This window comes from Brevundimonas sp. FG8 (genome assembly GCF_057808845.1).
In genome coordinates, this window is the sequence record NZ_JBMDIU010000016.1 from 20,078 (window position 1) to 42,554 (window position 22,477).

16 protein-coding genes and 1 pseudogene are annotated in these 22,477 nt (G+C 67.6%); 9 read left to right on the top strand and 8 right to left on the bottom strand.

What is annotated here, in order from left to right; all coding sequences use genetic code 11:
* Positions 1–19: 19 nt before the first annotated feature.
* Positions 20–1,060: a LacI family DNA-binding transcriptional regulator gene (locus tag ACODRV_RS16730; protein ID WP_488909094.1), complete on the bottom strand. Its 1,041-nt coding sequence runs from the start codon at positions 1,058–1,060 to the stop codon at positions 20–22.
* A gap of 134 nt (positions 1,061–1,194) precedes the next feature.
* On the opposite strand from ACODRV_RS16730, the gene ACODRV_RS16735 reads away from it, so the two are divergent.
* A complete protein-coding gene (locus tag ACODRV_RS16735; protein WP_488909095.1) occupies positions 1,195–2,409 on the top strand; it encodes an MFS transporter in 1,215 nt (404 codons plus the stop codon).
* Positions 2,410–2,495: 86 nt separating this feature from the next.
* A complete protein-coding gene (locus ACODRV_RS16740; protein WP_141626919.1) occupies positions 2,496–3,590 on the top strand; it encodes a glycoside hydrolase family 5 protein in 1,095 nt (364 codons plus the stop codon).
* 467 nt (positions 3,591–4,057) lie between these two features.
* Here ACODRV_RS16740 and ACODRV_RS16745 read toward each other — a convergent pair whose 3' ends face one another.
* The 3 genes from ACODRV_RS16745 to ACODRV_RS16755 all read right to left on the bottom strand — a co-directional run bounded on the left by ACODRV_RS16745 (position 4,058) and on the right by ACODRV_RS16755 (position 14,295).
* The gene (locus ACODRV_RS16745; protein WP_488909096.1) at positions 4,058–5,962 is read right to left on the bottom strand and encodes a hypothetical protein; all 1,905 of its coding nucleotides are present in this window, start codon (positions 5,960–5,962) and stop codon (positions 4,058–4,060) included.
* A 148-nt stretch (positions 5,963–6,110) separates the two neighbouring features.
* Positions 6,111–6,434: a hypothetical protein gene (locus ACODRV_RS16750; protein ID WP_488909097.1), complete on the bottom strand. Its 324-nt coding sequence runs from the start codon at positions 6,432–6,434 to the stop codon at positions 6,111–6,113.
* A 484-nt stretch (positions 6,435–6,918) separates the two neighbouring features.
* Entirely contained in the window at positions 6,919–14,295 is a 7,377-nt protein-coding gene (locus tag ACODRV_RS16755; protein ID WP_488909098.1) for an Ig-like domain-containing protein, read from the bottom strand.
* 228 nt (positions 14,296–14,523) lie between these two features.
* Between ACODRV_RS16755 and ACODRV_RS16760 the strand changes: the two genes are divergently transcribed.
* A complete protein-coding gene (locus tag ACODRV_RS16760; RefSeq protein WP_488909099.1) occupies positions 14,524–15,585 on the top strand; it encodes an AraC family transcriptional regulator in 1,062 nt (353 codons plus the stop codon).
* Here the strand turns inward: ACODRV_RS16760 and ACODRV_RS16765 are convergent.
* Both ACODRV_RS16765 and ACODRV_RS16770 read right to left on the bottom strand, forming a co-directional pair.
* On the bottom strand, positions 15,492–15,914 hold the full coding sequence (locus ACODRV_RS16765; RefSeq protein WP_488909100.1) for a hypothetical protein: 423 nt from the start codon (positions 15,912–15,914) through the stop codon (positions 15,492–15,494). The two genes, ACODRV_RS16760 and ACODRV_RS16765, sit on opposite strands and share 94 nt — an antisense overlap.
* A gap of 244 nt (positions 15,915–16,158) precedes the next feature.
* Entirely contained in the window at positions 16,159–16,518 is a 360-nt protein-coding gene (locus ACODRV_RS16770) for a transposase (RefSeq protein ID WP_488909101.1), read from the bottom strand.
* A gap of 627 nt (positions 16,519–17,145) precedes the next feature.
* Here ACODRV_RS16770 and ACODRV_RS16775 point away from each other — a divergent pair.
* Genes ACODRV_RS16775 through ACODRV_RS16795 form a run of 5 tightly spaced genes read left to right on the top strand, consistent with a single transcriptional unit; the run spans position 17,146 to position 19,152 of the window.
* A complete protein-coding gene (locus ACODRV_RS16775; RefSeq protein WP_488909102.1) occupies positions 17,146–17,526 on the top strand; it encodes a helix-turn-helix domain-containing protein in 381 nt (126 codons plus the stop codon).
* Between the two features lie 49 nt (positions 17,527–17,575).
* Entirely contained in the window at positions 17,576–18,046 is a 471-nt protein-coding gene (locus ACODRV_RS16780) for a helix-turn-helix domain-containing protein (RefSeq protein WP_488909103.1), read from the top strand.
* Between the two features lie 21 nt (positions 18,047–18,067).
* A complete protein-coding gene (locus ACODRV_RS16785; protein WP_488909104.1) occupies positions 18,068–18,400 on the top strand; it encodes a hypothetical protein in 333 nt (110 codons plus the stop codon).
* A gap of 1 nt (position 18,401) precedes the next feature.
* Positions 18,402–18,833, top strand: coding sequence for a hypothetical protein (locus ACODRV_RS16790; protein ID WP_488909105.1), 432 nt, complete (start codon positions 18,402–18,404; stop codon positions 18,831–18,833).
* 25 nt (positions 18,834–18,858) lie between these two features.
* Positions 18,859–19,152 (top strand): hypothetical protein, encoded by a 294-nt coding sequence (locus ACODRV_RS16795; RefSeq protein WP_488909106.1) that lies wholly within the window; start codon positions 18,859–18,861, stop codon positions 19,150–19,152.
* Between the two features lie 218 nt (positions 19,153–19,370).
* Here the strand turns inward: ACODRV_RS16795 and ACODRV_RS16800 are convergent, their stop codons facing one another.
* Together ACODRV_RS16800 and ACODRV_RS16805 are read right to left on the bottom strand one after the other, a co-directional pair.
* Complete coding sequence (locus ACODRV_RS16800) at positions 19,371–19,502, bottom strand: hypothetical protein (RefSeq protein ID WP_488909107.1); 132 nt, start codon at positions 19,500–19,502, stop codon at positions 19,371–19,373.
* Positions 19,503–19,539: 37 nt separating this feature from the next.
* Positions 19,540–20,091: an excalibur calcium-binding domain-containing protein gene (locus ACODRV_RS16805; RefSeq protein ID WP_488909108.1), complete on the bottom strand. Its 552-nt coding sequence runs from the start codon at positions 20,089–20,091 to the stop codon at positions 19,540–19,542.
* A 379-nt stretch (positions 20,092–20,470) separates the two neighbouring features.
* Between ACODRV_RS16805 and ACODRV_RS16810 the strand changes: the two are divergent.
* A pseudogene (locus ACODRV_RS16810) lies at positions 20,471–22,477 on the top strand (hypothetical protein); the annotation flags it as partial.

A 22,477-nucleotide genomic window follows, 5' to 3' on the forward strand; every position in this document is an offset into this window, starting at 1 on the left:
GTCAAATTCAGCCCGAAAATCACGGCGTCCCTTGGGACGAGCGCCGGACTATAAGGGAATAGGACACTTCCTCGGCCTGCCCGGGAGCGCCGCGGCTTCCGGGGAGGAGCAGCCGGGTGGCCGCGGCCGCCATCTCGGTGACGGGCTGACGGATGGTGGTCAGCGGCGGAGTGCTCAACATGGCGCTGGGCGTATCATCGAACCCGGACACGGCCACATCCTCCGGAATCCGTACCCCCATGGCGACCGCCGCGTTGAGAACGCCAAGGGCCATGTCGTCGTTGCTGGCGAAGATCGCCGTGGGCCTGTCCGGCAGACCGAGACCGAGCAGTTGCTCCCCTGCCCGCCGCCCGGATTCGAAGGTGAAGTCTCCCTCGACGATCAGCCGGGCGGGTGCCTCCAGTCCCCGGGCCCTGAGAGCCGCCTCGAATCCCTCCTGACGCCGACGGCTGGCGGCGTAGCTCGCCGGTCCGGACACGAAGCCGATCTTCCGGTGCCCGAGGGCGATCAGGTGATCGGTCATGTCGCCGGCGGCCTGACGATCGTCCATGAAGACACGCATGCCCCGCTCGGGATGGGTTTCCGCGCCAAGGCGGACGAAGGGCGTCCCGTGGCGTTCCAGAACGTCCATCACCCGGGGATCATCCGAGTTCGGCGGCGTCAGCAGAACGCCGTCCGGGCGGAGCGCCCGCAGGAGGGACGACAGGCGGGTCTCCAGACTCTGCGAGCCGTAGTCGATCAGTTCGACCATGAGGTAGTGGTCGGCCCGGCGGCACTCCACGAGCGCGCCGTACTCCAGACGGCTCAGATAGTCGTTGCCCCGACCGCTACGCCAGTGCTCGAGCGTCAGCTCGGCGTCGACGAAAGCGGCAACCAGGTAGGAAGAGGCTCCCGCCAGCGTCCGCGCCGACAGGTTGGGGCGATAATCGAGGGTTTCAACCGCCGCGCGGACCTTCGCCGCGAGGGCGGGGCGGACATTGGGTTCACGGTTGAGGACGCGGGACACGGATTTGATGGACACCCCGGCAAGGGCGGCGACATCGTAGATCGTCGCGCTCATCGTGGCGGCCTTCTTCCCGGGGCCGCGACACGCGACCGAACTCGCCTGATATGCCGTGGAGAGTTCGGCGCACGCAAGATTCCCCTCGCATCCGGACGAGGCTTTCGACATGGTCCGCCCCCATGAGGGCATCCGTGGATCCCGGGCCTGACCCCGAAACGCCTGTCAGCATCAGCTTTATCGCCCTGCTGACCTGGGCCAACATCGGCGCCTTTATCGCCTTCGTACCGCTTCTGAGCCTTCTCGTGCCGTTGCGCGCGGAGGTGCTGGCGCCCGCCGACAAGGTCGGCCTGCTCAGTCAGGTCGCCCTCTGGGGCGCGGTCGCCGCCAGCCTGGCCAATATGGCGGTGGGCTGGGCAAGTGACCGGACGCGGCACCGCTGGGGCCGCCGCCGCCCATGGATCGCCGCCGGACTGGCCGGGCTCGTTCTTGCTTACGCCCTGATCGCCGTCGCGGCGTCGCCCGGCGCCCTGATCGTCGGCGTCGTGGCTTTTCAGGTGGCCTTCAACATGATGTTCGCGCCCCTGACCGCCACCCTGGCGGATCGGGTGCCGGACCGGCAGAAGGGACGCGTCTCGGCCTTTCTCGGACTGGCCGCTCCCATGGGCGCGGCGAGCGGCGTCCTGATCACGGCGCCGGGAGACGGGGTGCTGCGAATGGCCTTGCTGACCGGTCTGGTTCTGACCGGCGTTCTGCCCTTCCTGCTGGCTTATCGGGAGCCGGTTCGCCCCGCCCCCGAAAGCACGGTCGCGAGCCACGGCGCGCTTTCCCCCGACTTCGGCTTCGCCTGGGCCTCGCGTTTCTGCCTCCAGATCGCGGCCAGCGTCGTGAACGCCTACATGCTCTACTATCTGGCGGACTACGCCCGCTATGCGGAGCGATTCCCCGGATCGACCGTCGAGTCGGGACTGGCGCGCTTGATCGCCCTGTCGACGGTGCTGATCGTGGCGGCGGGCTTCCTGGGAGGGCTGGCCTCGGACCGTTTGAACCGCCGCCGCGCCTTCATTCTTCTGGCCGCGGCCCTGATGGCCGCGGGTCTTTCGGTGTTCGCGATCTGGCCTGCCTGGCCCGGACCGCTGGTCGGCTACGCCCTGTATGGGGTGGGATTCGGCATTTACAGCACGGTGGACGCGGCCCTGGTCGCGCAGGTGCTGCCCTCGCGCCGTGACGCCGCGCGGGATCTCGGCGTAATGAACCTGACCAACACCCTTCCGGCGGTTCTGGCGCCTCTGCTTGCCCTGGTCGCGCTGGGGCCGGACCGACAGGGCTGGCCGATCCTTATGGGCGCCGCCGCCCTTATCGCCATACTGGGCGGCTTGACCGTTCTGGGCGTGCGTCGTGTGCGTTGATCCTTCCTTACCTCTTCTCGCCGCGTCTTGACGCCGACGACCGCTCACGATTGCCTGCGCCGCGTTCCATCCACCGGAGTCATCCGATGTTCCGCCCACTGGGCCAGATCTTGCTGGCGATCGCCCTGTGCCTCGCCTCCCTCTCGACAGTGACGGCGGCGGAGCGTCCCACCGCGCGCGAGGCGGCGGACGGCATGGGCAAGGGCTTCAATCTCGGACAGATGTTCGAGAGCAGCCAGCATCCGCCGACGCTCCTGACCGCCCGTCCCAAGATCGACGCCTATTATGCCCGGGGCTTCCGCGTGGTGCGTATCCCGGTGACCTGGACGGAGTCCGTCCACGGCTCGACCCTGGCCGATCCTGACACCGGCCGCCTCGATCCGGACTCGTCGCGGCTGGCCCAGCTCGAGGCCGTCGTCGACTACGCCCTGTCCCGTCCCGGACTTTATGTCGTCCTCAACGCCCACCATGAAACCCGCTTGAAGGACGGCGCGCGGGGAGAAGTGCTCGCGGCGCTCTGGGCCGACATCAGCGCCCGGTTCGCCGACCGGGACGGGCGGCTGATCTTCGAAATCCTGAACGAGCCCCATCTCAGCGACAAGACGGCGATGGCGCCGGCCTCCCTGCGGGCGATAACCGGTCTGGCCTATGCGCGCATCCGCCAGAACGATCCGCGACGGCTGGTGGTGATCGGCGGAAACCAGTGGTTCGGCGCGCATGAAATGGCCTTGACCTGGCCCGACCTGGCCGCCGTTGGCGGTGGACAGGACCGCTATCTGATGGCGACCTTCCACCACTACGATCCCTGGACCTTCAGCGGCGACAATCAGGGCGACTATGCCGACGCATGGACCGACGCGAACATCGCCGATCCGATGGCGACGATGGCCGCCTGGGCCTCCACCATCGGCGGGGGCATGCCGGTCTTCATCGGCGAATGGGGCGTCGGCTGGAAGAGCACCCTGCCCGCCATGGACTGCAACAACATCAGGCTCTGGTACTCGCGTTTTGATGTCGTCCACGCGCGCGCCTTCCAGATGCCCACGGCGGTCTGGGACGATGGCGGCTGGTTCCAGCTCTACGATCACGACACCGGAGCGTTCTCCAGCAACCTGATCGACTGCCTCGACGGCGCCTGCCTCTGGACAGGCGGCGAACGCTTCGGCCCGAACTGCGGCTGAGTCAGACCACGGCGCCGACCGCCCGTGCCGGCGCCCCGTCCCGCGTCAGCGAGGACTTGCAGGGAGCGCGTGACTCACTCCCACTCGATTACTTCATAGATCGATAAACGTCGGAAAATGAGGGAGTTTTCGACGGTCAGAATTCGTTGATACCCGCCTAATGCCCCGGAAAATACAGTACCGTTGAAAATAAAGAAGAAATCGGGACTATCAAGAATCCGTGATGACTGTATCTTTCGGCACCTTTTTGGGGCAGGCCTGCCAAAAGCGAGGCTTCGGAGCTGCTAAATCCGAATCGCAGATCATCCTATCATCTCTAGGGTAGACCATCGAGAGAACACGTATTGCCGGGCATCCCGGGGACGTCGACAACCATTGACGCATACCTGCCCCAATCCTGAGGACACGCGGCGGGGTGCCGGCCAAGATCGGAGGGGCCGGGACGGTCCCAGCCCCTCTCCAGCTTATCAGGCCCAGACTTTGTTCAAGACAGCGGCCGCAAGCGCAGCTTTATCTTGTGGCAGGAACCGACCGTAGTGCGCTTGAACAGTCGCCGGCGTGTCCTGGATCGCGTAGCTCGCCTGTTCGTAGGAGCCCGTCGTCTTGAGAACGTGGGTGGCGAGTACGTCTCTGACGCTATGAGGCCCATGTGGCAGAAGGCCGGGGATCGCGCCGCGACCGGTGTAGGGATTGTAGATGCCGTAGCGCTGAATGATCAGCCGCCAGGCCTCGTAGAAGGTCGTTTGATTGTAGGCCGCGTCCGTGGATGTCCGCTTTCGGGTTTTCACGAACACCGTGCCGGGATCACTAGCCCCGGCCAGCAAAACTCGCCGGTGGGTTGTCACATAAGCTTCGATCCAGCCGTAAAGCCCATCCAGATCAGGCAGTAGCAATCGAAACGGCCGCTTCGCGAAGTAGGCCGACCCCGCATTCTTGAAGGCGGCGCAGGGCACAAACACTTCCCAGCCAGCGTCTCGATCGCTCCATCGGAGCTCGCCGCACTTCAGGCGCTCGAGCTCCCGCTCCGTCATGGGCGATCGATCCTTTGGGCAGAGGAGCATCTGCCGCAGGTTTTTCTGTCGGAGCCCAAGATGAAGGCCGAGACGGAGCATCAACAGGGACCGAACACTCTCGGCCGCGCCTCGAGGGTAGCGGCGCGCATCCGGCATGCGCTTCAGGATCTCGGCAGTGATCTTACGATACTCGCCGACGGGGCTGGCGGACTCCAAGATGGGAAGAAGCGGCTCAAACGGGTCGCGATGGATGCGCGCCACCCGCGTGATCTCTTTGGCGCGCTGGAGCGCATGCGCATGGAGACGAGCACACGCAGCATCCCAATCTGCACGTCCTTCTCCCGCCTGTTCCGCGCTGATTAACCCACGGATCGGCACAAGTCGGTCCGCCAGCCATGGACTCTGGCGCAACCAGCCGGTCTTCTCCCGGGTCAGCGCTGCGGCCAGCAACAGCATCTCCGCCTCCCAACCGGTGAAGAAGCCTCTCCGGCGCTCGCGCCACTGGACGTACCAGTCCCACACCGAAGGACAGACCAAGTGAGCAAAGGAGAGGCGTTCAACGGACGCTCCGAAGCCTCTGGCTGGTCCATTAGACGAAGCCGCCAGCGCCCCGAAAAGCAGCGCTAGATGCTCACAGCGCTGGGCCGCAGTCTCTTCACCCCAGACGCCCGATCGCTGGTAGCCGATGTCAGTCAGCGTCGCCGACTTGAACCGGATCAACGTTGCCATCTCTTCCTGGAGTTGCGGCGGGGCAATGAGTTCGACACAGCCCTTGCGCCCCCTGCCCCGCCGATGCGGGATGACGTCGTCCTCGAACCGAAGTGAAAAGCGGTGCTTGGAGACCTCGGCATGATAGCGGCTGTAGGCGGTTCCCCCGGTCAGGACGTTGGTCCGTACCCAGGCTAGGATCTCGTCCCTCTCCCGGATCGATCTTGATCGGAAGTCGTCCGGCAGGTGCCACGCCAGCCTGCGCGACTCCGACGGCTCGACGCCGGCCGGCGCTAGTCCAGCGATGGCGCGGCTCTGGTTCAGCCGCGATCGGAGGTAGCGCTCCGGCAGCCGGTAGCGGCGCTCGATCAGTTCGACCACCTTGAGGCTGGCCGGCGTTTGGGGAGTCTTGATACCGCGTCGCCAATCGGAAATCGTCTTCCGGTCAGTAAGGCCACCCGCAGCTTTGACCGCGCGGTGGAGGCGGTGAGCTGGCTCGCAGTGGCGACGCATCTGCATGTCCAGCGCGCCGTGAAAGTCTAGCGGGTGGACCTTGGCCTCCCACAGAGGGGTCGGGTACTCGACAATGGGGATTGGCGGTCGGCCTCTAGGGCGTTTCACCTGGGTCGAAATGCAGTTCAGATCCGGCATTGTCTCTCCTTAAACCGCCGCCTTACTAGCGGCGTGGGGAGAGACGAACGGCAAGGCTGGGGCCCCTAAATCAGATCCCCTATATTCCCACCAGCTTTCGTCCGAGATGCGCCAAAAGCGGACACACCTGCCCCGCCCAAAAGCGGACCTATAGGTGCCGGTTGACTAAGCCGTCCAAGACCAGCCTGGCGCTCTCGCGGACATCAGCCTCTGCTGCGCCGCCGCGCGCGGCGACCTTCAGGCCGGACTTCAGGCTCAGCAGCATGCGGCCGACTGCGTTTGGATCCAGGTCAGAGCGGAGCTCACCCGCCGCCATACCGGCGTGAACCCGATCGGCAAACAAAGCGACCACCGCCGTTCCCGCCCTGTCGCCCAAGGCATTGATGTCGGCGTCCGAACGGCCGAACTCGGCGATGGAGCCGACGCCAAGGCAACCGCTCTCCACATCGGCGCCGCAACCAAGATCTATCATCAGGGCGGCTTCTGCGCTTCGGTCCTCGAGAGCGATGTCATCACGAAGGATGTCGGTGACGCGTCGGGTCCCTGCCTCGGCAGATGATACTCCTGTTTCGTCAGGCCTGCGCTATCAGCGGACGTTGGAACGCGGCGAGGGGCGGACATCGGCCCTGAGCCGCTTATCAAACTCTCTGGAAAGGTTGCGGCGCCCTTACGCGGCGCCGCGTTCGCGATCAGGGTTTCGCCTTCACCGGCAAACGGAACGGCGCGCCCAAACTTGCCAGCAGTTCTCACGTTGAGCACTTCTAGCTCGTTTCCAACCCGTTTCAGTTGGCACCGACAAAACAACGAGACCACTCAAGATCGGCTCCCTGCAGGCACTGCGGGACTCCCGTGATTTTTAGTTTCGATGCGGCTCACAGATCACCATTGCCGCGCCCGAAGCGGCGCCCACGCTAGAGGACAGGCCCGGGCGGGGCGCCAGAGCGCCCCGCCCTTCATCAGAAGATCTTCAAAAGTTTCAAACGCAGCCCGTTCATGGTCTCGCCGTCGCTGAACGCGCCCTCGTACTCTGTCGTCCAAGACCAGCCGTTGGTCGCACTCCAGCCCAGGCTGAGGCCCAGATTGAGGCGCGAGCGGTTCCAGCCGTCCTGGCCGATAGAGAACCCGGGCCCTTCCAGCCAGTCGGCGTAGCGCAGGGTCTGGGCGTCTGCGTCGCTGAACTCGTGGGTCCACTCCAGCCGTGCGCCCGGAGTCCAGCGGCCGTCGGGGCGCACCATCGAGCGCTCGTAACGCAGGCCCAGCGTGCCCTGTCGCGACCGGACCGAGCGCGCATCGTAGCTGAGCGACCAGAGCGGCGAGCCCGTCTCCGCGTAGCCGTCGAGGTCGGCGTCCAGCGTGTCCACCCGCCCATAGCCGATCCAGCGTGCGCCCCCCGCGGTCCGGTCGATCCCGGCCGAGAGCGAGCCGAACAGGACCGTGCCGTCGCGCCGGCCGAACACCAGGCTCCGGTCGACCGGGGTGCGACGACGCATGTCGAAGCCCAGTTCGCCGTAGCCCAGCAGGCCGTCCAGGAAGAGGTCGCCCTGCGGACGCCAGCTGCCGTAGGCGACGCCCAGCCATGTGTCCGCCTCAAGACGCGAGTCCTCGACCCCGACATCGACGTTCTCCTGGCCGAAGCCCACGCCGACGCCCAGGTCCAGGCCCTCGGCCACGCTCATGTCGACGCCGACGCTGATCCCCGAGGTAGTGATCGACATCTTCGCCGTCTGCGTGGTGGGGTCGCGGTCGCCCAGGCTGATAGCGCCGCCGGCCCAGACCCGCAGCCCGTCGGACGGCTCGCCGGACGTCGCGCCGGGCCCGGATTGTGGTGCAGCGTTAAGGTCGGCCGTCCCGGGTGCCGCGTCCGGCGCAGCGCCGCGCGCGCCCTGCACCATACGGCTCAGCTCTTCGCGAGCGGAGCGATCGCGATCGCCCTCCCCCGACCGGGCCAGGGCCTGACCCAGCTCGCCCATCGCCGCGCGGCTTTCGTCCAGCGGCGTGAAGGCCGCACCGTCAAGCGTCAGGTTAAGCGAGACGGCGTTCTGACCCTGGTCGCCGCCGTGAAGCTGCTCGAGGCGGCGTCCGAAGGTGGTGATCTGGGTCCCCACCATGCGGCGGGTCGCCTCCGCCTGCGCCGAGTTCAGTCCACGCACGTCGGGATCGGCCGCCGGGTCCGGACGACCGGTCACCACCAGGCTGAGCGAGACCGATCCGGTATTGCCGAAGTCGTCTGTGGCCGTGACGGTGAAGGCGAAAGCGCCCGCCGTCGTCGGCCTGCCCGCGATCAGCCCCGCCGGGCTGAGGGTGAGTCCGGCCGGAAGGGCGCCGGAGGTGACGGCGAAGGCGTAACCGCCCTGTCCGCCCGTGGCCGTCAGCTGCTGGCTGTACGGCATGCCCGCGAAGACCTCCGGCAGGGACGTCGGCGTGACCGTCAGGGTGGCCGCTGCAACGGTCACCGAGACGTCGGCGACGCCGGAGTACGGCCCTGCCCCGGTAGCCGAGTCGGTCGCCCGCACCTGGAAGACGAAGGTTCCCACTGCGGTGGGCGTGCCGCTGATCTGGCCCGTGGTCGACAGGGTCAGGCCGGCGGGCAAGGCGCCCGACGCGACGGCGTAGCTATAAGGGGCTACCCCCCCGGACGCCGAGACGGTCGCGGTATAAGGCGTGCCACGAGTCCCTGTTGCGAGCGTGGTCGGTGTCACTGCGATGGGCGAGGCCTCGACCACGAGGGTCAGCTCCTGCCCTGCCGAATAGGGCCCGGCGCCGGTGGAGGAGTCGGTGGCCGTCACCGTGAAGGTGAATCTGCCGCCCTGCGTCGGCGTGCCGGACAGGGCGCCCGCCGGCGAGAGAGTGAGCCCGGCCGGCAGGGCGCCAGCCGTGATGGCGTAGCTATAGGGACCGACGCCGCCCGAAGCCCAGACCGCCTGGTTGTAGGGCTGGGCTGTCGTCGCATTCGGCAGCACCGACGGCGTCACTACCAGGGTCGGCGCCGCGATCGTGACCTCGTGCACCGCCGACACGCTGAACGGGCCCCTGCCGGTGGAGCTGTCCGTCGCCGTGACGGTGAAGCTGAAGGCGCCGCCCGCGGTGGGCGTCCCAGAAAGCGTCCCGTCCGACGTCAGGCTGATCCCGGCCGGCAGGGCGCCGCCCGTGACAGCATAGCTGTAGGGCGCGGTGCCGCCTGCGGTCGTCAGTGTCCGTGAATAGGCCACGCCCACCTGTCCCGAGGGTTGGGCGCCGCCGGTCAGCGTCAACGTCGGCGATTGGATGACGATCGTCACCCTGGCCGACGGGGACACGGCCCCCCCAGCCCCGTCTGCGGCGGGCGCCGCATCGGGACCTGCACCGTCCTCGAACCCGATGGCGCGGTAGGTGAAGCTGTCCTGACCAAAGTAGCCGACGGTCGGGACGTACCGCACGCGGAAGCCGTCAATCGTCGCCGCGCCGTGAGCGGGCGGGGTGACAATCTCGATCCGGGTCGCGTTGCGCACGGCGCGGGACAGATCGATCTCGGTCGGTTGAGCCGCGCCGCCGGGATTGGCCGTGACCTCGACGTCGTCGACGTCGGTGACCACAGGCGGCGCCGGCGGCGCCACGGTCAGGCCTAGCGCCCGGCCGGTCGACAGACCGTTGGCGTCGGTCGCGGTCACCGTGAAGTTGAAGGCCCCGCTGGCCGTCGGCGTGCCCGAAAGCGCGCCGGCCGTCGAAAGGCGCAGGCCGTCAGGCAAGCGCCCGACCGTGACGGCGAAGCCGTAGGGCGCAGAACCGCCGGCGATCTGGACATCGGCGGCATAGGCCACGCCGACCTGGCCGGACGCCAGGGTCGTGGTGATGATGGTGACCGGCGAATAGCTGAACCGCACCGTGCTGGAGGCAGGCGAGGCGTTGCCCGCCGCATCCACGGCGACCGCCGAGAGGGTGTTTTCACCCGACGGAAGGTCCGATGGCGGCGTGTAGGACCACGCGCCGCCGTTGACGGTCACCGTGATCGGCGCGCCGCCGTTGATCGACAGCTGCACCGTGGCGTCGCCGTCGGCCGTGCCGGAAATGGTCGGCGTGCCGTCGTCGGTCACCGAACCGTCGACGGGAGCGGAGATGACCGGCGCGGCCGGGGCCGTCGCATCCACCGTGAAGGTGATAGGCGCCGAGGCGGGCGACGCGTTGCGCGCGGCATCCGTCGAGACGGCGCTCACCGTGTGCGGCCCGTCGGCCAGAACACCGGACGTGAAGCTCCAGGCGCCGGCCGCGTCGGCGGGCGCCGTGCCTGCCGCAACGCCGTCGATCACGACGGCCACAGAGGCGCCGGCTTCGGTCGTGCCGGAGATGACCGGCGTGGCGTCGCTGGTGAGGGAGCCGTCGACCGGCGAAAGGATGGTCGGGGCGGCCGGCGCCGTGGCGTCGACCGAGAAGCTGCGAGCGGAGGACACGGGCGAGGTTAAGTTCGCCTGATCGCGCGCCTGAACCGTGAAAGCGTGGGTTCCGTCTGCCAGGTTCGCAACCGTGTAGCGCCAGTCGCCGCCGCCGTCGGCCGTCGCGGTCAGGGTCTCACCGTCCAGAACGATCAGAACGGTCGCGCCGGCCTCCGCCGTGCCGCTCAGGACGACCGAACGGCTCGCGCTGGTGGAATCCTCGGTCGGCGTCGAGATCGTCGGCGTCGCCGGCGGGCTCGCGTCGAGCACGATACCGAACGTAACGGCGGGGGACAGGTTCCCCACGTAGTCGTAGGCGATCACTTCCACTCGGACGGCGCCCTCGGGCAGATCGCGATCGGCGGCGAAGCTCCAGTTTCCCGCGCCGTCAACCGGCACGTATTGAAAATCATAGTCGATGAACGTGCTGAATAGGAGGTGAACAGTCGCGTTCGGCTCGGCCGTGCCGGAAAACGTGGGACGAAGGTGGGCGAACACCTGACCGTCGGTCGGGCTGGCGATGACCGGCGCCGCCGGCGCGACGGTGTCCACCGTGAAGTTCACCGCTGCGCTGAGCGCCGAGGTGTTGCCCAGGGCGTCGGCGGCCCGGACGGCGACGGTGTGCGGTCCTTCGGCCAGCGGCGTGCCGGTGACCTGGATGAACCAGTCGTGCCTGTCGGTTGCTTCGACCGTCGTATAGTCGACGCCGTCAATGACCACGGTGACCTGGCTGCCCGCCTCGGCCCGACCTATCATGCCGGGCAAGTTGGGCACGGACTCCCCCTCCATCGGAGAGATCACGTCGGGCACGGCGGGCGCGGTGCGGTCGATGGTGAAGGTCCGGCCGCCGGAGGCCGGCGAAATGTTGCCGGCCGCGTCCCGCGACGTGACGGTCGCCACGTAGACGCCGGTCTCCAGAGCGTCGGCCGGCAGGGCGAAGGTCCAGGCCCCGGCGCCGTCCACGGCGATGCCGGAAGCGACCGGATCGCCGTTCAACTGCAGTTCCACCTGCGAGAGCGGCTCCGCCGTGCCCGAGAAGACCGGCGGGGCGACCGTCGCCGGCCCGTCGTCCACAGGCGCGGACAGTGTCGGCGCGACTGGGGCCGTCGTGTCGATGCGCAGGCTCACGGCGCGGCCCGGCGAGGTGGAGCCCCCTCGTGTTGCGGTCACCTGGTAAATGTACTGGCCCTCGGCCTGCGCCGGCAGATCGACCGACCACGCGCCTGCGCCGTCGGCGTTCACCCCGGCCTGCTCGATCCCGCCCGTCGCGATGGCGACGCGAGCGTTGGCCGCGGCCGTCCCGGTGAAGGTGGGAGTCCGGTCACGGGTGTGCGATCCGTCCGCCGGCGTGGCGACGACCGGAGCGGCCAGCGGCGCGCCGTCGAAGGTTAAGGCATAGGATGGGGACCGGCCGGACAGATTGCCCGCCTGGTCGCGCGCCTCGACGGTCACCCGCACCGCACCGGATGCGGCGAGCGTATAGCTCCAGACGCCCCCGGCGTCGGCGATCGTGGTACCGGCCAGGGCGCCGTCGGCATAGACCCGCACCTCGGCGAAGGCCTCCGCGCTGCCGCCGATGACAGCGGACGTGGCGTAGATCACATTGGCCGTGCCGGGGCTCAGGATCACCGGCGTCGGCGGCGCGATGGTGTCGACGATGAAGCTGTTCGTCGCGCTCTGCGGCGAACGGTTGCCCGCCGCGTCCTCGGCGATCGCATGGACGGTGTGAGATCCCTGCGACAGCGCGGGGCTCGTAAACGTCCACGTTCCGCCGCCCGTGGTGTTTCCAGCACGGGTCGTGACGCGGGCGCCGTCCACATAGACCTCCACGCTGGCGCCGGCCTCCACCGCGCCCTCTAGGGTCGGCGTCGCCGTGTTCACCCGCGCGCCTTCAGCAGGCGAGATCACGGTCGGCGCCGCAGGGGGCGTCCCATCTGCGATGAAGCTGATCGTGGACGAGGGCTCCGACGTGCCGAGCAAGGCGGTGAAGGCGGTGGCGTAAACGGTGTGCGGCCCCGTCGCCAGGTCGACCGGCTGCTGCAGGGTCCATCCGCTTCCGTCCGCCACCGCTGTGCCGATCGCGACGCCGTCGACGTGGACCGTGACCGTATGGCCGCTGGACGCCGAGCCCCTGTAGATCGGGCGCAGGCCCGTCATCGCCAGATCGCCGGGCGACGCGATCGCCGGCGGAGGCGGGGCGGGGTTGTAGAGGTACGCGTCCTGGCGGGCTCGGGTTCCACCCGGCCCGATCACCTGAACGGCCTTGTACCCTGCACTGGCTCCCGGCGGCGTGGTGGCGGTGATGGCGGTGTCGCTGTCGACCGTCACATTGGTCGCGGCGACGCCGTCGATGGTCACTGCGGTCGCGCCGGTGAACCCCGTGCCGGTCACGGTCACAGACTGGCCGCCGGCCAGGGGACCGTTGTTCGGGCTGGTTCCGATGATGGACGGGGGGGCGTAGATCGTCAGGGTATTTGACGCTGTCGGCTCCGCGACGAGGGCCAATGCCGTGGCCGGTGTGCCGGAACTGGTCAGGGCGCCCGGCACGAACTGGAACGCTCCGGCGCCAAAGGCGTAATGCTCGGTGGTCAGCGTGCAGCTGGCGCCCGCGGCCAGGGTCTGGCCCGAGAACGATATGCCCGAGTTGAGGCTCGCTTCGCTGCTGGTTCCGCAGCGGGATGTCACCGACACTGAATACAGCGGCAGGTTCACTGCATTCCTTTCGAGCGCCACATTCTCGAGGGCGACGCCGTTGGGGTTGGTCACGGTGAACGTGAACCCGGTCCGCCCGTTGAGCGCGACCGCATTTGACGAGAACGTCACCGTCATCACCGGCGGCAGGATGTAGCGGTAGGCGCCGGCCGCCGTGACGGACCCGCCCGCGTTGGCTACCCTGACATCGACCAGACCGCCGGTCGCATTGGCGGGCGGGGTCGCCACGATGCTGGTCGGGCTTTCGCTGACGATGGTCCCCGACGCGCCACCGAAGGTGACGCTGTTTCCACTGGCCGAAAAATTCGTTCCGGTGATCGTGACGTTCGCCGGACGGTTTGTCGCGTGCGCGATCCCCTCCGCCGGGCTGACCGAACTGATCGTGGGCGGGGCGACGTAGGTGTACCCGTCCGCAAGCGATCCGATTCCGGCCGAGTTCTCGACCTCGACGGTAACCACGCCTGCCGCTCCGGGCGGTGTGACGGCCGTGATCTGTTTGTCGCTGTCGATCGTGAAACTGGGCGAAGTGGGGCCGTTGAAGGCGACCGAGGTCGCGGTCGTGAAGCCGGTTCCCGTGATCGTCACCAAGGTTCCGCCCGTGTATGGCCCGCTGCTCGGCGAGACCGAGGTGACCGTCGGCGCGGACGGGGCGGGGGCACAGGTCACAGACATCCACAGCTGACCGGACGCTGTCGTGCCGGTGGTCCTGGCGGTGCGCACCCCGATCGACGTCTCGGAGCCTGTGACCGTGTAGGTCCTGGTCTGCGTGCCGTCGATGTTGACCACAGCCTCGGTCCCCGCCACGTCCGCAGCCGAGGTCGCCGTGGTCCCGACGCGAAAGCGAGGCGTAATCGTCCCGGTGGTGACGTTTTGGGCCAACACGGTCATGGTGAGGACATCGCCCGCGGCGAAGGCGAAACTGCCGCCGGAATCGTATTGAGCCGTGCCGCCGATCGGGTCGCTGTTCGCGGTGATCCGGACCGAGTTGTAGGCCTGGTCGCTGATTGCGCTCCACCAACGGGCGTTAGTGGAGCCCAGGTCGCCGGACCCGTAGAAGGTATGATAGTTAAGGCTGCCGGCGTTCACGCGGGCGCATCCCGCCGACTGCGCGACGGCGGCGCCCGGCGCCATGGCTGCCGCCGCGACAATCGCGACCAGCACCGCCAGCTTCACCTTCACGGCCGCTTCCCGGAATGCCGACGACAGCTTCAACATCTTGACTATTCCCCAGACGCCACGCCCCGTGACGCCACCACCCCGCCGTCCCCGCGGACGGCGTTCGACTAGAGGTTTCGCCTAACATCGGCGGTGGGACCGGGTGAATGCCTGCTGATCTCTGGCGTCTGCGACGCACAGACACGCCTGTCGGCGCCTGGAACAGGAAGCCTGACGCTTCTGTTTCCTCTATGTGTTTCAGGGATTTGGTGTTGAGGATCTTTGTTCGTGACCGTTTCCGCCTTAGAGACCCGGCCGCCCCTGACCCGGACCATCGCTTGGGATGTGTCCACGGCGACCGTCCCGGACGCCCTTGATCGCTATCTGGTCGCAATGGCGGATTTCTACGAAGTGTCGGGCATCAGCGCGCGCGACCAGGCCAGGTTTTTCAACCGGACGCGGTCAACCCTGAGCGCCGTCGGCGGGATCGGCGAAGGCCATTCGGTTCGGCAAACCTTGACCCGCAGTTCCGACGTCCTGAAGCGATCGGACGTGGACGGACTTAATCTAGTCATCAACCACGCGGCGACTGTCGGGGATTACGACGGGCGAGACGGTCGGGCCGAAGCCGGCGCTGTCCAGTTTCGCGATATGAGCCGTCTGTCGGCGACACGGCTGGACTTGGTCGATCTGATTTCCCTCATGGTGCCGCGCAATCTCGCGCCGCCGGCGCTGCTTGGTCCGGACATGCATGGCCTCATTCTGCAGCCCATGACGCCCGGAGTCCGGTTCATCCAGTTGCAGATGAGAGCCCTGGCCGCGGAGGCTGAGCATATGCCGGGCGATATTCTGGATACGGCGATCCAGGCCCTTTTGCTGGTAGTGGCGAGAACCGTCGGCGCCGATGTGATCATCGGCGCGCCCGAGACGTCGGCTCTGCAGGGCACCGTGCGTCGGGTGGCCGTCGATTTCATCGAACGTCAGTTGAACGTCGGAAAAATGGACTCCGATGTCGACGCGCTCGCCGCCATGGCCGGGGTATCACGCGCCACCTTGTACCGTGCTTTCGATGGCGAAGGCGGTGTGAACCGCTATATCCAGGACCGGCGTCTCCACCACGCTCGCGAGGCGATCCGCCGGCGCACAGGGCCGAAGCCGACGATCGCGGACATCGCCTGGGATTTCGGCTTCGCCTCGCAAAGCCATTTCAGCCGGCTGTTCCGCGACCGATACGGATATCCTCCGTCTGAGGTCGCTCAAGCCGGAACTCCCGTGAAGATCATGCTTTCGGAAGGCCCCATCCGCCACGACATACTAAGTAGCTGGATCAGTGAGATCGGGAAGCCGTGATGCAGGAACAGGCGGTCCGATCGCAGCGCGGTGAACCGCGACAGGTCCGCGGGTTGGCCGACCTGCATAGGGGGCGCGCAGAACCCCTCCCAGGCGATATAGGCGCCCAGCCAGAAGAGGCGCATCGAGCGGGGATTGAAGCGGATATAGCGATAAGCGCCGGCGTCGAAGATGAACTTGCCGTCGGCGTGATTGTCGTTGTGAACCTGGAATTCGAGCTGCAGCTCGCGGACCATGGCGTCAAGTTCGTCGCGGCGCTCCGGCGCGCAGCCGACGAAGAGGTTCATGACGGCGGCCTGCACCACCTGGTCGTTTCGCATGTCTGTCATGGACTGTCCTTGGGACAGCGGCGACCCGGTAGTGACGCCGGCTATCGCATGCGATTGCCGCTGTATCAGCTTCGTCGACCGTGTAGTCTAGGTCCAACGCACACGCCTCGCCGATAGCAGATCTTCCCGAGGTCTCCTAAGAGTCATTGTCGGACTTCAGTGGGTCGTCGGTTCGCAACCCTCTATTCACACCGAATGGGTCCGTCGCGCGCCAGCACCAGCAGCTGGGGCCCAGGGTCCGGACTCATTTGATCCAATAGCAGATGACGGCTGCGATGAGGACGCCGGAGAGGAAGGTGTCGGCTCGCTTGTCGTAGTCGGTTGCGACCCGGCGGTAGTCCTTGAGCCGCGCCCAGAGACGTTCGACGGTGTTGCGGTCCCGGTAGGCGATGGGGTCGTGGGGCGCGGGATGCTTTCGTTTTTGACCGGGCGGGAATGACGGCTTCGGCGTGCCGTTCGGCCAGCCGCTGCCGGAAGTGCGGTGGCGCGAAAAACACATCCCTCGCCCATCACAGATCGCTTCCTGGCCCCTGTTGTCCCGGCACGCGGCGGCGGCAATCCCCGCATCGGCACATCGGGAGAGCTCGGCTTCGATCTGTGTCACGCCGTTAGGCAGGTCGGTCCGAACGCGCGTCCAGCCACGCACGCGGCGAGGCCTTGCCGGGCCTTCCTGCGACGGCGACTTTCCGGCCGCTCGGGAGGGGCGCACGCCCGCCGCCCTCCTGCGACGCGTACAGGCGGCGCCCATGATGAGCCGGCTGTTTGATCGTCCGGGGGCGGCGGTCGCCGCCGGCGGCTATTGCGCCACGGACCGGGCGCGGCTCGGTTCTCCCGCAGGCGAAAGCCGGCTCGCCTGCGGGGACGCCGCCCTGTCTTTTGATCCGCTGTCCGCCCAAGGCCTGTCCAAGGCCTTGCCGCAGCCGAGACCGCCGACGGGATGCTGGACGGGGATCCGCACGCCGGTGCGGCCCATGCCGAAGATCTCCATCGAGTCTGGGCGGTCTATCAGGGCCACCGCTCGGCCTTGGCATGGCGCCCGGACACGCTAGTCCGACCTGACCGTCTGAAGCCGGAGGCGAGCCAGACCGCGCAGTACGGACACGTGGAGCGATGAGGTCCGGCGTGGCCGCCGCCCGCATTTTTGGGCGACCAACCGGTCATTCACGGTGGACCGTCCCTCCCGCGTTCCGCAATCGGCCCTTTTGCGGCAAGGTCGTCATGGAGGTGATTCATGCCGCGTGCCCCATCCGTGGATCCGGCGGCCGAAGCGCGGATCAACCAGGCGCTCGGACGGCGTTTGCAGGCCGCGCGACAGGCGGGCGGACAGACGCGCCGGGACGTCGCGCGCGTCTTGGGCGTCAGCTATCAGGCCTACCAGAAGTATGAGCTCGGCAAAACCACGGTCGGCTTCCCGCGTCTGGTCGCCCTCGCCGACGCCTTCGGCATGACCGTCGCGGAACTGCTGGCCTTTGACGCTCCCCTCGGGTCCGATGATCCGGACCGCAATCGCCAGGCCCTGGAGATCGCCCGGCTGTTCCAGCAACTGGAGCGCCGCGACCAGCGATTGCTTACAGCGGTCGCCGTCGATCTCGCGCGGCCGCGACGCTCATGAGCGTGGGTTTTCCAAGCCCGAACGACCGCCCCTGTCGGCCAGGACTCTCATGACCAGCCGTCTGACGCGTCGTGAAGTTCAGTGCGTGCGCCTGGCGGGCGAGAGCCTCTCCAACAAGGACATCGCGCGGCGACTGACCCTGTCGCCGCATACGGTGAACAATCACCTGTCGAACGCCTACGCCAAGCTGGGGACTTCGGACCGGTTCGCGGCCGCGGCCCTGGTCGCTCTCGAGTACCCGGATTACTCCCGGTTCACGCCCATACCCATGGCGCCGGCACCGCAGACCGCCCCTGCTGCGCCCATGCCGGACGGTGACCCCGACGGCGGGGGCCGCGAGGGCGAGCCCAGTCAGACCTGGCCGCTTCCACCTCCGCCGCGGGGGGCCGTGCGTCTGCTGCTCGCCCTCGTCATAGCCGCCGTCGCCGCGATCATCGTCAGCGGGATCGTGATGATGATGACGGCGAGCCTTGAACTCTCCGCTGAAAGCGCGCCCGCGGACGCCGTCCGGACGATCTGAGCCGTATCGAAAGGACACCGAATGACAACTCTCCGGATGGGCGCACGGATCGCCCGACAACTTCAGACCACGGAACGCACAGTGGACAGCGCCATGGTGGCGACGAGCGCGCTTATCCAGGCCATGATCGAAGGCCGGCTCGAAGCCAACCTCGCGGCCGAGGTCGGCCATGCCGAACTCACGGATGCGGTCGGCGCCCTCACCCGTCTGGCTGACGCTCGCACCCTGGTGGTGCGCAGCCACGGAGGCCTGGGCCAGGTCGCCGAGACGCTCGGCGTCGTCTGGCGCATGGAGGGCCCCTATGAGGAGAAGATAAGGCCCGCCGCCCTCACCCCGGCCGCGACCCTCGGCTGAGGTGTCGGACGCCGTCTACAGCCTGGCTCAGCACGGCCTCGCCGTCGTCAGCTATGCGGCGATCGCCCTGCTCCTGTGGAGGGGGCGAACGCCGGAACGGATCGCGGCGGCGGCCTTTCTGATCGCCATGTTCGGCACCCCGCTGTTGGCCGGCGTGATCATCGACGGCGTCCGCTACGGCGTCGCCGTACTGGCCGCCCTGCTGGCCGCGACCCTCGTTGTTCTCAGCCTGCGGACAGATCGCTGGTGGCTGATCGCCGCGACAGGCGTCCAGCTGTTGTCGCTGGGCACCTGGCTCGTGGCCATCTTCAGCGATGTGCAGGTCTGGGCCGCGGTGACGGTGCGCATGATCGTATGGCTGCTGCTGATGCTGCTCGCCCTCCTAGGCGTCTGGGAGGCCCGGTCGGCCCCGTACGCCAGACCCTCACTCTGACGCGGCTCCGCCGCAGGAACTCAACATGTCCAGAACCCTCAATTTCACCCGCGCGGTCCAGCTTTGGCGGCAAACGCGCGCGGACGCCGAAACGCTTTGGGACGACTTCTCCCGGGCCGAGGCCGCCATTCTTGATCACCGGCCGGTGTCCTCGGCCGAGGCCGGCCAGATCGTTGAGGTGCTGCTCGATCAGGGCGGCGATCCCCGCTGCGACGGACGGGACCGTACGGCCCTCCAGCGCCTGCATGATTTCCTGACGGCCCAGACCCGGCTGTCGCCCCGGGCGACCGACCCGGTTCCCGCGCCCCTGAAATCCTGACAAGCGTCGACCGGATTCCGCCCCGCGGGGCGCGGAGACCTTCGGACAGGACCAGACCGGACCCCGTCCCGCAGGCGCTTGACGGCGCTGAATGAAGACTCCGTCGGGTCGGGTCCCGGGGTGAAGAGAGCGAGCGGGCCGGTCTCGGCGCGCTGAGGCCGGTTCTTTCCGCCGGTGGCCGGACCGCCGCCGCTTCACGCCCCCCCCCGTCCCCCTCGTCAGCCTGAAAACAAGCCGATGGCGACGCCAAGCTGGACGAGGATCAGCACGACCAGAACGCCCACCAGCACGAACTCCTTGAGGTCGACGCCGGAACGCCAGCCTTCCCGTGGCTGACCGTCGTTTTTCATCCATGCGTCCCGCAGGCGGGTCCACCAGGGTCGGGGATCACTCACACCCCACCCCGTCGTCGTCCCTGTCCAGATGAGGCCCATATCCCGGCTCGCCGGCGTAGACAGGCGCGGCTCCGGCCGCCCGGGCCGCGGAACAATTGCGATAGGCGCCGCCGGGTCTCCGGTTGAATCCGCCGCGAGCGGGCGAGGCTCCCGCCCCGCCACCGCCACCGTCACCGCCGTAGCTATAGAGTGGAGCCGGTCGGACGGGTGGCGGGCTTTCCCCCAGATATCTGCTGGACACCCAGCAGGGGGGCGACCGATCCAGCAGCGACCAGCCGCCTTCTCGACGGACGACGCCGACGAAGGTGGCTTCCCGCAGGGACTCTGTGCGGAGGGCCGAGGTGTTGGGGGCCGCCCGACAGTTCAGCGTGGGAGCCTGTGTCCAGAGATGGGCGACGGCGCCCGCCGTCTCCGGTTCCGACGATGTCCGCCCGGACACGGCGTTCGTCTGGGTGTCTTCACCGCCCATGCACCGGCTGAGTCCGAAAACAATCAGAGCCAACACCAGTACAGGCGCGCAACCGATCCCCGTCTTGTTCGCCATGGTCCCACCCCGCAGGGATCGTCGGCGGGACAACCGCAAGTGTCAATACAGACGCCTCCCGGACCCGCGCGCACAGGCGACGTCCAGAGGCTGTCACGAGATCGGACGTCTGCGGATGAAATCGCATCCGGCCCCGGGCTCCCGCCCGCCACGCGCGCCGAGGAACCACTCGCCTGTCAAGCGAAAAGATGCCTTGCGGTTGTGCGTGGCCCCGTAGCAGGCTGAGGGTGTGGAGGCCGCATCCAGATCGAGGCCGCTTCCGGACGACGCCTCCGCCCGGTGCTCGCGCCGGGTCTCGACCGCCAAAGGGCTCCCCCCGGCGTATCGACTGCCGTGGACGCCCGAGGATCCTGTTTCTTTTGTTTGAGGGAATTTCGTCATGACCTGTCCGAACGGCGCTCAGGAAATCCTGGATTCCATCAACAACTTCAATCGCCTGCTTAGTCAGTTCGCGCCGACCGCCGCCGGGCTGGTGTCGGGCTATGCCGCGGGGGCGGGATCGGGCCAGGTTCAGGACCTGACCATCTACAACTGGCTGTCCGGAACCGGAGTCACGACCGCCGCCAGCATGGGCGTGGGGCAAATCCTCACCAACCGGGGCATGTATACGGCCGGTCAGCTTACAGGTCTCGGCGAGCCGGCCTTCAACGCGGCGAACGGGGCCCTGGATTCCAACCCCGGAGGCGCGGCGAGCCCCTGCGATCCGAACGACCCCGACGATCCGAACAATCCCGACAACCCGGATGACCCCGATAATCCGGACGACCCGAACAACCCTGACGATCCGAACAACCCGGACGATCCGAACAATCCGGATGACCCCGACAATCCGGACAATCCGAATGACCCGTCCGGACCGGGTGGTCCGGGCGGGGGGCGCGGCGGCGGCGGCGGCGGCGGCGGCGGCGCTCCGACGCCGGTGGACCCCCTGGTCATCGATCTGAACGGTGATGGCATCAGCCTGCTGAACGTCACCCAGAGCGGGGTCCATTTCGACTTCGGGCGCGATGGTTTCGCCGAACTCACCGGTTGGGTCGCGCCGGGCGACGGCTTGCTCGTGCATGATCGCGACGGCAACGGCGCCATTGACGGCAGCGAGCTGTTCGGTAGCGCCTCGATCGACGGGTTTGACGTCCTTGCGACCTATGATTCCAACGGCGACGGCGTCGTCAACAACGCCGACGCCGATTTCGCGGCGCTGCGGGTCTGGGTCGACGCCAATTCCAACGGCGTCACGGACGCCGGCGAGCTGCGTTCGCTTCAGGACGTCGGCGTGACCGGCTTCAGTCTGAACACGGTGGCGGCCGGCGTGACCAATGCGGGCAATCACATCGCCCGAACCGCGCAGGCCACCCTTGCCGACGGCGGCGTCGCGACGACGGCGAGCGTCTACTTCTCGGCGGACATGCAATCGACCCGCTACGTCGTCCCCGAAAACTTCACCTATGCCGACGCCGCCTATCTCCTGCCCAAGCTGAAAGGCTATGGCCAGGTCGCCGACCTCTCGGTCGCGCTCACCCTCCGGCCGGACCTTCTTCAGGCCGTGACGGATCTGGTCGCCGACAGCTCAACCTTGACCTTCGAAGGTTTCCGGGCGCGCGTGGAGGATCTTGTCGGCCAGTGGGTCGATGTCCCGGACACTCTTCCGTCGCGCGGCGATGTCGATCCCGTCCATGTGGCGATCGTCGAGGCCTTCCAGGGCGTTCCGTTCGGCGACCCGCAACTGACGGCCTTCCAGATCCGGACGGTTGAGCAAACCTACCGCAATATCATCGACGGCCTGACCGGGCGGCTGCTCGTGCAGATGGCCAATGCGGACTACGCCCTGGCCGTCGTAAACGGCGAACAGCCCGGCCTGCTGGATCATCCGCTGTCGGCGTTCAGCGTCTTCTTCTATGACAACGACACAGACACCATCCAGGGGCGCAGCGATTTCTTCGTCACCATGGCCACCGCGGTGTTGCAAGGCGACCGCGCCGAGCAGCTGATGCAACTCGATTATCTGTCGAGCTTCCTGCCCGCCCTCAACACCGTCTTCTTCCCGCGCGGCGACGTCACGTTCGAGGCGCAACTCGAGGCTCTGGTGCGGGAGGATCTGAACTTCAGCACATTGACGCTGTCGGATGTCAGGCTCGCCCTGGCCAAACACGTCGTCGTGGGCGACGCCGACGCCGATCTGCTGGTGCTGGACGCCGGTCGCGGCGACAGCGCGATCTTCGGCTTCGAGGGGAACGACCAGATCACCGGGGGAAGCGGGTCGGACACCCTCATCGGCGGGCTCGGCGACGACCAGCTACAGGGCGGCGCCGGCGCCGACACCTACATCTACAATTCGGGCGACGGCCATGACGTCATCACCGAAGCCCTGTCCTACGACACCACCACC